Source organism: Simonsiella muelleri ATCC 29453, assembly GCF_002951835.1.
In the GTDB taxonomy this organism is placed as follows: Bacteria; Pseudomonadota; Gammaproteobacteria; order Burkholderiales; family Neisseriaceae; genus Simonsiella; species Simonsiella muelleri.
Genome location: NZ_CP019448.1, coordinates 272738 through 287509 on the forward strand (window position 1 = coordinate 272738; position 14772 = coordinate 287509).

Consider the following 14772-nt stretch of genomic DNA (forward strand, 5'->3'; position numbering starts at 1 on the left):
AAAATTTATTGGTTTTGCGTAAGTCCTAAATTACTTTGCTGGACGCGTAGTCCTTCAGGCAGCCTAAAATTTTATTGACTCAAATCATTCAAAAAATCTTGCAATTCTGCTGGCAATTCTGCTTTCAAATGCAAACGTTCGCCCGAAATAGGGTGGTCTAAAATCAATTCATATGCGTGTAAAAACATACGTTTAAGCCCTAATTTCTGCAGCCGTTTATTCGCCTGATAATCGCCATAACGCTCATCGCCTGCAATCGGGCAATCTTGCGACTGCATATGCACACGAATTTGATGCGTTCGCCCCGTTTTCAGCGTGGCTTGCACCAAACTCAACGCCGAAATCCCCACCGAATGAGTCAGGCTGCCTGAAAATGTGTTCAACACACGAAAAATGGTGTATGCCGATTGCCCATCTTCTTCGTTGCCCACGCGCACCATTTTTTCGCCAGCCGCGCCCGTGTATTTCACAATTGGCAGTTTAATATGACGATTTTCAGGCTGCCACGTTCCCACACCCAACGCCAAATACACTTTTTTAGGGTGGTCATTTCGCAACATTTCGTGTAATTTAACCAGCGCGCGGCGTTTTTTTGCAATCATCAACAAACCGCTTGTGTCCTTATCCAAACGATGCACTAACTCTAAATACGACTCGTTGGGTCGCGCTTGACGCAGTTGCTCAATCACGCCAAAGCTCACGCCAGAACCGCCATGTACCGCTACGCCAGCAGGTTTATTGATGACAATTAACGCATCATCTTCAAACACAATGTCAAATTCACGTGCAGGAATATTTTTCAGGCTGCCTGAAAAATGTGGGGGCAATTTTTCTGCTACCCGAATGGGCGGAATGCGCACCACATCGCCGATTTGAATGCGTGAATCAGGTTTGGCACGTCCTTTATTCAAGCGCACTTCACCCGAACGAATAATCCGCTGAATATGGCTTTTGGGTACGCCTTTTAATATTTTAATCAAATAGTTATCTAGTCGTTGTTCGGCATCATGTTCCTGTACGGTCAGATGGTTCACTAAGTCTTTGCTAATTTTTGGCATTTTATCTATAATCCACATTAATTTTAGGCAACAGTTATCGCCTGAAATACGGTTGATGCAATTTATACGGCTTTGATTTAATTAGAAAATAAATTTTGGCAACTTGCACGCCGATGGTATTAAAAAAGCCGTATGTCGTCATTTTACAAAAAAAGTACTTTGCACGTTTTCCTTTTTGTTGCTAGTCAGTCTAAAGCAACAGAAATATTGTTTGAATACAAAAAGATAGACGATGACTGAATATATTGTTTACTGAAAAATTATTTTTCAGGCAGCCTGAAAAATCATTTATTGCTTTTTCAATTATTGTGTTGCCATTAAAATCATATTATTCCGTGATTTTTAGGCAGCCTGAAAACCCAATCACGTTCTTTATTAATCGTCAAAACTGCACACATCGCAGCGCACCACGCGCCACCACGCGAGTAGTTTCTCAAACTGAAAACGTGTTAATCTTTTGAAAATAAAGGTATAACATGAAAAGAATGCTCTTCAATGCCACGCAAGCCGAAGAATTGCGCGTGGCAATCGTTGATGGACAAACCCTTTTGGATTTGGATATTGAAACCCTAGGTAAAGAACAACGTAAAGGCAATATTTACACGGGAGTGATTACGCGCATTGAGCCATCTTTGGAAGCGTGTTTTGTGGATTATGGCGTGGAACGTCATGGTTTTTTGCCATTCAAAGAAGTGTCTCGTGCTTATTTCCAAGATTATGAAGGCGGCAAAGTTCGTATTCAAGACGTGCTAAAAGAAGGTATGCAAGTCATTGTTCAAGTGGAAAAAGACGAGCGTGGCAACAAGGGCGCAGCCTTAACCACATTCATCAGTTTGGCAGGACGCTATTTGGTGCTGATGCCCAATAATCCGCGTGGTGGTGGCGTGTCGCGCCGAATTGAAGGCGAAGACCGCGCCGAATTGAAAGAAGCCATGTCGCAATTAAATGTTCCTAATGGCATGAGTATTATTGCGCGTACTGCAGGAATTGGGCGCAGTGCAGAAGAATTACAGTGGGATTTCAATTATTTATTGCAATTATGGCACGCAATTGAAGAAGCTGCCGCCGCGCATAAGCAACCCTATTTGTTATTTATGGAAAGCTCGTTGGTTATTCGCGCCATTCGTGATTATTATCGCCCTGATATTGCTGAAATTTTGGTGGATAATCCCGAAGTTTTTGAGCAAGTCTCTGAATTTATGAGTTATGTGATGCCAAACAATTTGTCGCGTCTCAAACTCTACGAAGACCACACACCTTTATTTTCGCGTTTGCAAATTGAGCAGCAGATTGAAACTGCATTTGCGCGATCGGTAAGCTTACCAAGTGGTGGCGCAATTGTGATTGATCATACTGAAGCCCTTGTTTCTATTGATGTAAACTCTGCTCGTGCCACGCGTGGATCGGACATTGAAGAAACCGCATTCAAAACCAATATGGAAGCGGCTGAAGAAGTTGCGCGACAAATGCGGTTACGTGATTTGGGGGGCTTGGTGGTAATTGATTTCATTGACATGGAAGACGCTAAGCATCAACGTGAAGTGGAAAATGTTTTACGTGACGCGCTCAAAAAAGACCGTGCGCGGGTGCAAATGGGTAAATTATCGCGTTTTGGTTTGTTGGAATTGTCGCGCCAACGCTTGCAGCCTGCACTTTCGGAAAGTAGCCATATTGCTTGCCCACGTTGTGCGGGTACAGGGGTGATTCGTAGTATTGAATCCACCGCATTACACGTTTTGCGTTTGATTCAAGACGCCGCAATGAAAGAAAATACGGGCGAAGTTCATGCACAAGTGCCAGTTGATGTGGCGACTTTCTTGTTGAACGAAAAACGCGCTGAATTGTTTGGCATGGAAGAACGTTTGGATATGTCGGTGTTTTTGATTCCGAATCCACATATGGAGAATCCACACTATGAAATCACGCGGATTCGTACCGATGATGTGGAAGAAAATGTGTTGCCGAGCTACAAACGCGTAACGCAGCCTGAAAAAAAAGAAGCCGTACCATTTGCTAACAAAAAAGGTGAAAAAGTTGTGCGTCAAGAACCTGCTGTCAAAGGTTTGAAACACGCTTCTCCTGCACCAAGTCAAGCGAAATTGGAAAAATCTTGGTGGGATAATTTCAAAGGCTGGTTGGGAGGCATATTGGGGCAAACAGAAAAAACGCAGCCTGAAACACCTACTGGCAAAAAACTGAAAACAACAAATAAACGCAATAATCCAAATCGCCGCCAGCAAAGTAATAAACAACGCCGACAACAATCCGAACAGCAACAACCTGTTATGGATGCTGGTAAATCGCGTTTGCAATACGATAAGCAACAACAGCAACGTCAAAATAAAAATCAGGATAAACCGTCTGATAAGCAAAATCAAAATTACAATGCCAAAGCCGAGAATCGTAAGCAGCGTAATCAAAATAAAAATGCCAAACAGCAGCCTGAAAATAATGTTAATTTGACTTTGGACGCGCTTGATGCTGTTGCGGAAACACCAAAACCACGCAACAACAAACAACGTAATCAAAATAAACAAAAACCATTGATTGTGCATTTGGGAGGCGAGGGCAATAAAGACAATCGTAAACCGCGTAATCAAAATCAGCGTAATCAGCAAAAACGTGCGATTCCGTCTGCGGCAAAAATGGAGCATTATTTGCATATTGGCGATGCCGCAGAACGCGTGGAAGAAGCTGTGGCGCACGTTTTGAGTAAGGAATATCCTGAGTTGGCAGCCGAAAGCAGCTTGGTGGCGGAGTATCGGGCTCGTATTGTTACAGTGAATGTGAATGATGATGAGTTTGTTGCTGAACAATCTGTTGAGGTCGCAGAAACCACGCCAGAAACAACCGAATCTGCACCTTTGGTATTGGATTCTACGCCAGCAGTCGTGGATTTTAGTGGTTTTGAGACGGTAGATGGTGAGGATTTGTTACAGTTCTTTGATGATGAAACGTCTACCCAGACCATTGAGCAGCAGCCTGAAACTTCAGTGCAATTGGCTACAGAAAATACAGCAAATACAGAATCAGAAAGCAGTGATTTATTTGATTTAACTGATGATAATTTGGCAGTTGCGGAGGCGGATACTGAGACCGTTGAATTGGCAGTGGCGGAAGCACCACTACAATCTAATGTTGAGTTAATTGAACAAGTTTATGAATCAATTGAAGAAATTGATATTTTTGCAGGGATTGAATTAGGTCATTTGCAGTTGGTGCAAACCAGTTCGCAAGCTTTGGCAGAAGCCGCGCAACGTGTTGAACCTGAAAAAGTGTATGGCAGACGTTACAACGATTTGCCCATTCCGATGCCAAAAGAAAATAATATTCAAATGATTCAAGTAGAAACCATTCAATCTGAATAATGTTAATAAACATCCGCTTATTTGTGTGAATACAAATAAGCGGATTTTTTCAGGTTGCCTGAAAATGAATCAAATTAATGGCGCGAGCAATTTCGCAAATGCTTCTTCAAATTGCGTCAAACCATCATTTTGTAAACGTGTTGCTAAGGTTTCAAATGCTACGCCTAATTTTTCCGCTTCGGCAATTTGTGCGAGTGCTTGTTCGGTGTTTTGTGTCAAAGTGCTGGCGGCGGTGCCATGTTCCATAAAGGCTTTGAGTGTCGCATCGGGAACGGTATTGACGGTGTCTTCGCCAATTAAACTATCTACATATAATGTATTTGAATAATCAGGATTTTTTACGCCAGTAGATGCCCATAGCAATGAAATTTTATTTGCACCTTTAGCAGCCAATTCCTTAAATTCAGGCGTGGAAAAATATTCTTGCCAATCGTGATAGGCAGCTTTGGCTAAAGCGATGGCAATTTTGCCTTGCAAATGTTCAGGCAGCGTGGTATCTAACGCATTGTCAATACGCGAAATAAAGAAACTTGCCACCACATGAATGTGATTGATGTCGCCGCCTGCTTCCAAGCGTTTGTGTAAGCCTGTGGTGTAGGCAGTATAGGCTTTCAACGTTTGGGCGCGTGAGAACAGTAAGGTCAAATTTACGTTGATGCCACTGATGATGAGTTCGGTCAAAGCCACTAAACCCTCATTGGTAGCCGGTACTTTAATCATCACGTTGGGGCGATTGATGGCAGCGTGTAAGCGTTTGGCTTCGGCGATGGTGCCAGCCGCATCACGTGATAATTCAGGCGACACTTCTAAACTCACAAAACCTGTTTTACCACCCGATTGGTCAAATTCAGGACGGCATACATCGCAGGCAGCCTGAACATCGGCAATCGCTAAAGTCTCGTAGATTTCTTTGGCGGATTTGCCTTGTTTTTTCAACGCGTCAATTTCAGGAGCGTACAAATCATCGCCAGAAAAGGCTTTTTGGAAAATGGCAGGATTAGACGTTACGCCGCAAACGCCTTGTTCCAGCATTTTGGCTAATTCGCCGCTTTTCACCAAGCTGCGCGATAAATTGTCCAACCAGATTTGTTGTCCTAATTTTTTGACTTCAGATAAAATAGCCATATTTTTCGTCCTAAAAAATGGGTTGAGAAACGTCAATCCTAACCCTTTTTATTTGATTTGGATAGGGGCAATTGCTCGCGCAGCCCAAAGGCTGCCTGAAAAATTAATTTACCTAAAAAATGGAAAATTCATGAACACATCTTATCATTATATAGAATGGGCAAAACAGGCTTTGCAGACCGAAGCTGATGCGATTGATGAAATAATTTCTCAAATTAATCAGACATTTATACAAGCAACTAACGCCATTTTAACTTGCACAGGACGTGTCATTGTGATGGGCATGGGCAAATCTGGACACATTGGGCGCAAAATTGCCGCCACATTCGCATCAACAGGCACACCTGCATTTTTCGTTCACCCTGCCGAAGCTGCACATGGTGATTTGGGTATGATTGTAGATGGTGATGTGGTGTTGGCGTTGTCTAATTCGGGTGAAAGTGATGAAATTTTAGCCATTATCCCCGCACTCAAACGCCGTCAAATCACACTGATTTGCATCACGTCTAAACCAAACAGCAGTATGGCAAAACACGCTGACATTCATATTCAGGCAGCCGTCTCGCACGAAGCCTGTCCTTTGGGACTCGCACCAACTTCCAGTACCACGGCGGTGTTAGCGTTGGGCGATGCGTTGGCGATTGTGCTGCTCAAAGCGCGTCAATTCACGACCGATGATTTTGCGTTGAGTCATCCTGCTGGCAGTTTGGGGCGGCGGTTGCTGTTGACGGTGGGCGATGTGATGCACTCGGGCGATGATTTGCCTGCGGTGATGGAATACACACCGTTGAAAAATGCGGTGATTACCATGAGTGAAAAGGGTTTGGGCATGTTGGCGGTGGTGGATTGTTCAGGCAGCCTGCAAGGTATTTTGACCGATGGTGATTTGCGCCGTTTGTTTCAGACGCGTGATTATTTCGCCGATTTAACTGTGAATGATGTTATGAAAACCAATCCGACCACGATTACACCAGAAAAACTGGCCAGCGAAGCCGTGAAATTGATGAAGCAAAAACGCATTAGTGGATTATTGGTGTGTAAAAACAACATCTTAATTGGTGCATTAAATATGCATGACTTATTGAAAGCGCGTGTGATGTAACCCAATTTCTTTTCAGGCAGCCTGAAACAATCTGATGTGAATGCTGCCGAGTTTTTTGTAAATCTGTTAAAATACATACATATTTTATTTTCAGGCAGCCTTTTTATGTTTGAACACATTTCCTCCGATACCATTCAACGTGTGAGAAGCATTAAGTTATTGATTTTAGATGTAGATGGAGTATTGACCAATGGTCAACTTCTGATTGGTGAGTCAGGAGAAATATTTAAATCATTCAATACATTAGATGGTATCGGTATTAAAATGCTGCAACAATCAGGCATACAAACCGCCGTGATTACCGCCCGAAATGACGCAGCAGTAACCGCGCGTGTGGAACAGTTGGGTATTACGCATTATTTCAAAGGTATGCACAACAAAAAACTTGCCTATGAACAAATTCGCCACAAAATACAACTCACTGAATTAGAATGCGCATTTGTGGGTGATGATGTGATTGATTTGCCTGTGATGATACGTTGTGGTTTTCCTGTGGCGGTGCAAAATGCTCATCCATTTGTGAAAGAACACGCTGCTTATATCACGCAAAATTTTGGCGGAGCAGGGGCGGTGCGTGAAGTAACCGATTTGATTATGCATGCGCAAAATACCTTGCAAACCGCATTAGAAGAATACATTAAATGAGATTTCGTAATTTAATTTTTCCATTTTCACTGGCGTTGATTTTGGGGGGATTATCGGCGTGGTTGGAACGCATCAGCACGGTCAGCGTGGAAGAAGTGAAACTTGACCCCACCAAACCGCAATACATCATGACTGGTATGTTGGCGCATCGTTTTGATGTTTCAGGCAGCCTGAAAGAAGAGTTGCTGGCGGACAAAAGTTGGCAATTGCCCGACCAACAGAATGTATATTTGCAAAATGCGGATTTGCATACATTTCTCAATGATAAACCACAATATACCGTGAATGGATTGTCGGCGCGTTATCATTTGGAAGAGAAAAAAGTGTATTTTGAACAAAAAGTATTATTGGAAAAAATGCCTGATAATCAAAGACCTGCTGCTACAGTGGAAACCGAAAATTTAACTGTGGATACAGTTGCGCAAACCGCCCAAACCGATGCGCCGATTTTCTTTACTTATGGCAAATCACGTGGAAGCGCAGTGGGCGCATTTTATGACCATAAAACAGGCAAATTGGATTTGCCACATCAAGTGAAAGCCTTAATTTACGATGTTAAAACAAAGAATTAAATGGATAATTGTCGCAATTTTATTTTCAGGCAGCCTGAACGCTTATGCACTGGAAAGCGATCGCAATCAACCCATTTCTATTGAAGCCGACCAAGGTTCGTTAGACCAAAAAAATCAAGTAACTGTATTTACAGGAAATGTGGTGATTAAACAAGGCAGTTTGAATTTTCGTGGTAATGCCGTGCGTGTGGCGCAAGACAGCAAAGGTAACCAACTGATTCAAGGTGAAGGTAATCCCGTACATTTCGGGCAACAGCTTGAAAATAAAGGTTATGTTGAAGGTTCGGGTAATCAGGTAGAATATGATTCCGCCACGGGTTTGGTCAAATTATTTGGCAATGCGATGGTCAAACGTGGTGGCGACGTGGCGCGTGGTGCAGCGATTACCTACAATATGCGTACAGAAGTGTACACCGTGATGGGCAGCAAAATGACAGGCATTTCCAGTGGCACGAAAAATGGACGCGTTAGCGTGATTATTCAGCCCAATACCGTGAATAAAAACAAGAAATAATTTTTCAGGCTGCCTGAAAATATGAATATTATCAAATATGACAACACAATCTCATCTCCACGTTCAAGGTTTACAAAAAACTTTTAAAAAACGCCAAGTGGTTAAAAATTTCTCGCTGGATATTGATAGCGGCGAAGTGATTGGTTTGCTGGGGCCAAATGGCGCGGGCAAAACCACCAGTTTTTATATGATTGTTGGCTTAATCGCTGCTGATGCTGGTACGATTATGCTGGACAAACAAGAATTGCGCCATCTTCCCATTCACGAACGTGCGCGTGCTGGCATTGGCTATTTGCCACAAGAAGCGTCTATTTTTCGCAAAATGACGGTAGAAGACAATATCCGTTCCATTTTGGAAATCAATTTGCGTGATGCTACGGAAATTGAACGCCAACTCAATAAGTTATTAGACGATTTGAATATTGGGCGATTGCGCCACAGTCCTGCGCCTGCGTTGTCGGGAGGGGAACGTCGTCGCGTGGAAATTGCGCGGGTGTTGGCGATGCAGCCGCGATTTATTTTGCTGGATGAACCATTTGCGGGCGTTGACCCAATTGCCGTCATTGACATTCAAAAAATCATTGAATTTCTGAAACAACGCGGTATCGGCGTGTTGATTACCGACCACAATGTGCGCGAAACGCTGCGAATTTGCGACCGCGCCTACATCATCAGTGATGGCATGGTGTTGGCATCTGGCAGACCTGATGACTTGGTAAACGATGAGCAAGTTCGCAAAGTCTATTTGGGCGATAATTTTACTTATTAATTTTGTTTGAATTTTTCAGGCAGCCTGAAAAATACGCCCCTTTTTTCCATTTTTTGACTAGGTATTCATGAGTTCAAATCATCTGCATCTAAAATTGCGACAAACTCAACAACTGAGCCAAAATCTTCAATATTCCCTGCGTGTATTGCAAATGTCGGGACAAGAGATTGAGCGCGAAGTGGAGGAGTGGTTGGCAGATAACCCCCTTTTAGAGCGTGTCGCCACAGACGATGCGCCTTTGGAGGCTGGGCGGTTATCGGCTGCTATTTCGCAAACTCATCGCAATGTGGGTGGTGATGATGCGGAAAATTCATGGGAAAATATCGCTAAAGAAGATGATTTATATGCGTATTTACACGCGCAAGTGTGCGAGCATCCTTTGTCGGATGTGGAGGCCGCACATGTGCATATATTAATTGATTTTTTAGATGAGCATGGTTATCTTACTGAATCTGTTGATGAAATTATTGAGAATACGCCGTTGGAATGGATGTTATCTGAAGAAGATATTGAACAAGCCATTGAAAATTTACAAAGTTTTGATCCCGCAGGCATCGCAACCGCCAATTTGGAGCAATCTTTGTTGCATCAATTGGCACGTTTGCCAGCCAGTTTGGAGCGGCGTTGTGCAGCGCAGATTGTGCAATCGCATTTATCTGAATTAAAACAAGGTAATAAACAAAATGCCACTTTTCTTGCTAAAAAGTTACCTGATTATGATGTGGAAACCATTCAGGCAGCTTTAGAGATGATTGGCGAATTGAATCCGTATCCAGCTTACGGTTTTGCGACTGATGATCCGACTTCGTATATTAATCCAGAAGTTATTGTAAAAGAAGGGCAAAATGGTTGGTATGTACAAAGTAATGATGCGATGTTCCCGCGCATAGAAATTAATTCCGAGCTAACAGAGGCACTCAATCAAACTGAACAAGTGGACAGTGTGTGGAAAGAAAAAGTTGTTGAAGCTAAACAAAAATTGGATATTTTGACTTTGCGAAAATCCACAATTATGAGAATCGCAGAATATGTAGTTGATAGACAACAAGATTTTTTTGATTTTGGTGAAATTGGTTTGGTGCCGATGCTGCTAAAAGAGTGCGCACAACATTTAGATTTAGCCGAAAGCACCATTTCACGCGCCGTCAACCAAAAATATTTGAGTTGTCCGCGCGGTATTTTTCCGATACGCTACTTCTTCAGTCAAACTGCTGTAACAGGCGAAGATGATGAGGGCATCAGCCAAAATGTTATTAAGGCCATGATAGTTCAACTCATTGGTGGGGAAGATAAAAATAAACCCTATAGCGATAATGAATTAATGAAATTATTGCAGCGACAAGGCATTAACATCTCCAGACGCACCGTTACCAAATACCGTGATTTGCTGCAAATCGCACCTGCAAGTGGTCGCAAAAATTAGAACCTGTATTCACAAATTTCAAAAAAATAACCAATTGAAAATTTAAGAATTTATTTTTTATAACTATCAAAAAATGAGGTTTTGCAAAGGTTTCAGGCTGCCTGAAAAAAACGATCATTTATAGTTAAATAAAACAAGCATGGTACAGCGTTGTTATTTTACTTCAATGACCGTTCTTTTTTTTAATTCAATTAGTTGCTTTTACCAAACCATTTTTCTCTGATTTGTTGATATTTGCCGTTGTCTTTCAGTTTTTTCAGACCTGAATTAATTTTGTTTAACAAATCATCATTACGTCCTTTTTTTACCGCAAATGAAAATTGGTTAACAGGTGAGTTGGGGTCAATCAGTGTATACATTTTGGTTGTGGGGTCTTGTGAACGCGTGAATACATAAAATTCCAAAACGCGTGCGTTATCGTAAGCAGCATCTGCTTTGCCATTTAACACATTTGCGATTTCCAAATATGGTGTTTCAGAATTAATCATAGTAGCTTGATTATCTGAAACAATTTTTTCTAGTGTGGCTTGACCTGCTGCCCCATATTCTGTTGTGAATACTTTGCTGGCTCGCACTGCTTCATTAAATGATTTAAAGGGTGGCTTGCCTTCCGCTGTTTTGTCTTTCAATACCAATGCCCATTTTGTGTCCATATAGTTGTCGGAAAAATCGTATAATTTTTGGCGTTCGGGCGTGACCACTACGCCTGCTGCCACGATATCATGTTGATTACTATTCAATTCTTCCAAAATACCTTGCCATAATTGCATTTTGTATTGCAACTGGAAACCTTCTTCTTTGCCAATTTCATTGAGTAAATCAATGTCAAACCCAATGGGGTTGCCTCTTCCATCGCGTTGAACGAAAGGAGGAAAAGCAGCTAAAGTGGCTACGCGATAAACGGGTAAGCCTGAATGTGCCGTTGTGGCAGGTGTAGATGCAGCAGCTTCGGTGGTGGTTGCATCGTTTTGTTTATTACAAGCGGTTAATACGCACATAAATACGCTTAATAGACCTAAACGATTAAAGGTTTTTTTAATCATGTTAATTTTCTCCTAAAAAATAATTAAACGAATATTTTTGATTAGTTAGTAACAACGGTAAAGGTTTCAGGCAGCCTGAAACCTCTGCCAAACTTCTATTTTCCGCCAAAATAAGTAAAATTTAAATATATCAATCAGCTAAAATTATGAAATAATCATTTTAGCAGGTTTTGCAAAGGTTTTAGCTTGAAAGTTTTATTTTTTATGTGCTAATGCTGCTTTGACGAAAGCTTCAAATAATTTGTGTCCTTTACGCGGATTAGACGTGAATTCTGGGTGAAATTGACATGCAAAAAACCAGTCATGATTTGGAATTTCAATTGTCTCAACCAAACGCTCACGACCAATAGACACACCACCAAACACCAAACCAGCATCTTCTAATTGCTTGATATAATGATTATTCACTTCGTAACGATGGCGATGGCGTTCGCGAATTTGTGTTGCGCCGTAAATTTTAGCTGCCAAACTATTGGGTTTCAATTCCACCTCTTGTGCGCCCAAACGCATTGTTCCGCCTAGGTCTGCATTTGCATCACGTTTTTCAACGCTACCATCAGCTGTTTGCCATTCGTCAATCAATGCGACCACGGGGTAAGGCGTTTTCAAATCAAATTCAGTTGAATTGGCACCCACTAAACCTGCTACATCTCGTGCGTATTCAATCAACGCAATTTGCATACCCAAACAAATACCTAAGTAAGGCACATTATTTTCACGCGCAAAACGTGCTGTGGAGATTTTACCTTCTACACCACGCGAACCGAATCCCCCAGGCACTAAAATCGCGTCAAAATTTTTCAGGCAGCCTGTACCATTTTTTTCAATGCTTTCACTGTCAATATAGGTAATTTGCACATCGGTTTGCGTGTGAATACCTGCGTGTTTTAGGGCTTCGGTTAAGGATTTATAAGATTCTGTTAAATCTACATATTTTCCCACCATGGCAATTTGAACGGTGTGTTTTGGATTTTGAATGGCGTAAACAATTTTTTTCCATTCAGTTAAATCGGCTTGTTTCACATTCAATTGCAATTGCTCGCAAATAATATTATCAATGCCTTGATTATGCAACATTTCTGGACATTCATAAATGCTGTTCACATCATAACTACCCACAATAGCGCGTTCTTCCACATTGCAAAATAGGGCAATTTTGCGGCGTTCGTCTTCGGGCATGATTCGATCCATGCGACAAATCAAAATATCAGGTTGCAAACCAATACTTAACATCTCTTTAACGGTGTGTTGTGTGGGTTTGGTTTTGATTTCGCCAGCCGCCGCAATGTACGGTACATAACTCAAATGCGCAAATAACGTATTGGTACGCCCCAATTGCGAGCGCATTTGGCGAATGGCTTCCAAAAATGGCAACGATTCAATATCGCCGACTGTGCCACCAATTTCCACAATTGCTACGTCTTTGCCGGCTGCACCTTCGTGAATACGGCGTTTGATTTCGTCGGTGATGTGTGGAATGACTTGTACTGTGCCACCTAAATAATCGCCACGGCGTTCTTTGGCAATCACATTTTCATAAACTTGCCCAGTGCTGAAGCTGTTTTGGCGCGACAAAGTGGCGTTGATGAAACGTTCGTAGTGTCCCAAATCCAAATCGGTTTCCGCGCCGTCATCGGTTACGAACACTTCACCGTGCTGAAAAGGACTCATGGTACCAGGGTCCACATTAATATAAGGATCTAATTTCAACATGGTTACATTCAAACCACGAGATTCTAAAATCGTTGCAATAGAAGCGGCGGCGATACCTTTCCCTAAGGAAGAGACAACGCCGCCAGTTACGAAAATAAATTTTGTCATGATTACAATACCTGTGTTGGAATGCATGATTTTAACGCAAATTTTGACAAATAAAAAGGTTTCAGGCTGCCTGAATAGAATATTTATTGACCATACGATTTAATATTTCAATGAGTTAAACCAATTTATTTTTGCATTAACTTGGCTGTTTTGGCAATTCAATTTATAATTCTAGCCTTATTGAAAATTGACAAATATTCACAAGAATTTAATGACATCAAAGCAGGAGCAGTTCAATGCAGGATAAGCCGAAAACTTCTTTATTAAGCAATCTGTTAAATTTAATTCGGTTGCCATTTTTTTCAGGCAGCCTGAATAAGTATCGTCTGCTGCTAAGTTTGATTAGTGCGCTTATGTTATTGGCGGTATTGGTGTTGGGATTGAGTATGTGGACGACCAATCAAATGTTGGCGCATACCAAGACCGTGGATATTGCAACGCGCCAAGGCATACTGGTGCAGCAAATCAGTAAAAATGTGATTGATATTGATTTATACCTTAAAGAAGCCAACAATTTGGGGCAATTTATGGGTGCTGATACGATTGCGTTGTCTAATTTGCCAGCCAACAGCATTACACGTATGAAAGAAATTCCACAATACGCCATGCAATTTGAAAGTAATTTACAAGCTTTTGAAAAAGGTGGAAAAATTTTAACACCAGAAGGTTTGGAAGTGAATATTGTGGCGTTGCCTAATCAATCGCCTGCACGTGATGCTTTGCAAAAAATTCGTCAAAATTGGACAAACTACCAAAATTTAATTAATTTATTGGTGCAAGATTCTAAAACAGGCAGCCTGAAAGTCCAAAATATTAATAATTTGGTTAATTATGTGCGCCAATATAATCAAACCATGCTGGTTGATGGTAATCAATTAACGTTTGCTTTATATGATGAAATCAATAAGAAAGCTCATTCATGGCAAACACTGCAATTGGCGGGTATGGTATTGGCATTTGTATTGTTTGCTGCGATTGCATTTGGTGCGATGCGCCGTTTGATTGCTGCCGATACGCAATTGAAAAATGCCAATGAAGAACTCGGTGAAATCATGTCTGCGATTCGTGAAGGTTTGTTTTTGGTGGAAAAAGACTTTACGATTGGCAAACAGCATTCTGCACCATTAGAAGAAATGTTGGGACAAACCGATATTAAAGGGAAAAATTTCCTTGATGTGATTGCACCCATGCTGCCTGAAAGTGAATTGGTTAATACGCAAATGTTTATTGAGCAATTGTATAATCCTTGGGTGGTAGAAGATTTGATTGAAGATTTGAACCCATTGCATCGTATTGCCATATTCTCTGAACAAGGTTTGCCACCTAAGTATT

12 protein-coding genes are annotated in these 14772 nt (G+C 41.6%); 8 read left to right on the forward strand and 4 right to left on the reverse strand.

Annotation, left to right across the window (positions count from 1 at the left end):
* Positions 1 to 71: 71 nt before the first annotated feature.
* Positions 72 to 1058 (reverse strand): RluA family pseudouridine synthase, encoded by a 987-nt coding sequence (locus BWP33_RS01315; protein ID WP_002641168.1) that lies wholly within the window; start codon positions 1056 to 1058, stop codon positions 72 to 74.
* 245 nt (positions 1059 to 1303) lie between these two features.
* On the opposite strand from BWP33_RS01315, the gene BWP33_RS01320 reads away from it, so the two are divergent.
* Positions 1304 to 1519 (forward strand): hypothetical protein, encoded by a 216-nt coding sequence (locus BWP33_RS01320; RefSeq protein ID WP_040628487.1) that lies wholly within the window; start codon positions 1304 to 1306, stop codon positions 1517 to 1519.
* Positions 1520 to 1534: 15 nt separating this feature from the next.
* On the forward strand, positions 1535 to 4426 hold the full coding sequence (locus BWP33_RS01325; protein ID WP_002641167.1) for an Rne/Rng family ribonuclease: 2892 nt from the start codon (positions 1535 to 1537) through the stop codon (positions 4424 to 4426).
* Between the two features lie 69 nt (positions 4427 to 4495).
* Here BWP33_RS01325 and tal read toward each other — a convergent pair whose 3' ends face one another.
* Positions 4496 to 5551 carry a transaldolase gene (gene tal, locus BWP33_RS01330; protein ID WP_002641166.1) on the reverse strand — a complete coding sequence of 352 codons (1056 nt, stop codon included), beginning with the start codon at positions 5549 to 5551 and terminating at the stop codon, positions 4496 to 4498.
* Between the two features lie 130 nt (positions 5552 to 5681).
* Between tal and BWP33_RS01335 the strand changes: the two genes are divergently transcribed.
* The 6 genes from BWP33_RS01335 (at position 5682) to rpoN (ending at position 10576) form a co-directional block, all read left to right on the forward strand.
* Positions 5682 to 6653 carry a KpsF/GutQ family sugar-phosphate isomerase gene (locus BWP33_RS01335; protein WP_002641165.1) on the forward strand — a complete coding sequence of 324 codons (972 nt, stop codon included), beginning with the start codon at positions 5682 to 5684 and terminating at the stop codon, positions 6651 to 6653.
* 105 nt (positions 6654 to 6758) lie between these two features.
* Positions 6759 to 7298, forward strand: coding sequence for a KdsC family phosphatase (locus BWP33_RS01340; RefSeq protein ID WP_002641164.1), 540 nt, complete (start codon positions 6759 to 6761; stop codon positions 7296 to 7298).
* Positions 7295 to 7870, forward strand: a complete 576-nt coding sequence (gene lptC, locus BWP33_RS01345; protein WP_002641163.1) for an LPS export ABC transporter periplasmic protein LptC — start codon at positions 7295 to 7297, stop codon at positions 7868 to 7870. The genes BWP33_RS01340 and lptC overlap by 4 nt, the downstream gene beginning before the upstream one ends.
* Positions 7851 to 8384: a lipopolysaccharide transport periplasmic protein LptA gene (lptA, locus tag BWP33_RS01350; RefSeq protein ID WP_002641162.1), complete on the forward strand. Its 534-nt coding sequence runs from the start codon at positions 7851 to 7853 to the stop codon at positions 8382 to 8384. Before lptC ends, lptA begins: the two co-directional genes overlap by 20 nt.
* Before the next feature lie 37 nt (positions 8385 to 8421).
* Positions 8422 to 9153 (forward strand): LPS export ABC transporter ATP-binding protein, encoded by a 732-nt coding sequence (gene lptB / locus BWP33_RS01355; RefSeq protein WP_002641161.1) that lies wholly within the window; start codon positions 8422 to 8424, stop codon positions 9151 to 9153.
* 67 nt (positions 9154 to 9220) lie between these two features.
* Positions 9221 to 10576: an RNA polymerase factor sigma-54 gene (gene rpoN / locus BWP33_RS01360; RefSeq protein WP_002641160.1), complete on the forward strand. Its 1356-nt coding sequence runs from the start codon at positions 9221 to 9223 to the stop codon at positions 10574 to 10576.
* Between the two features lie 191 nt (positions 10577 to 10767).
* Here rpoN and BWP33_RS01365 read toward each other — a convergent pair whose 3' ends face one another.
* Both BWP33_RS01365 and BWP33_RS01370 read right to left on the reverse strand, forming a co-directional pair.
* Positions 10768 to 11619: a transporter substrate-binding domain-containing protein gene (locus BWP33_RS01365; RefSeq protein ID WP_002641159.1), complete on the reverse strand. Its 852-nt coding sequence runs from the start codon at positions 11617 to 11619 to the stop codon at positions 10768 to 10770.
* A 195-nt stretch (positions 11620 to 11814) separates the two neighbouring features.
* On the reverse strand, positions 11815 to 13440 hold the full coding sequence (locus BWP33_RS01370; protein ID WP_002641158.1) for a CTP synthase: 1626 nt from the start codon (positions 13438 to 13440) through the stop codon (positions 11815 to 11817).
* Positions 13441 to 14772: the final 1332 nt, after the last annotated feature.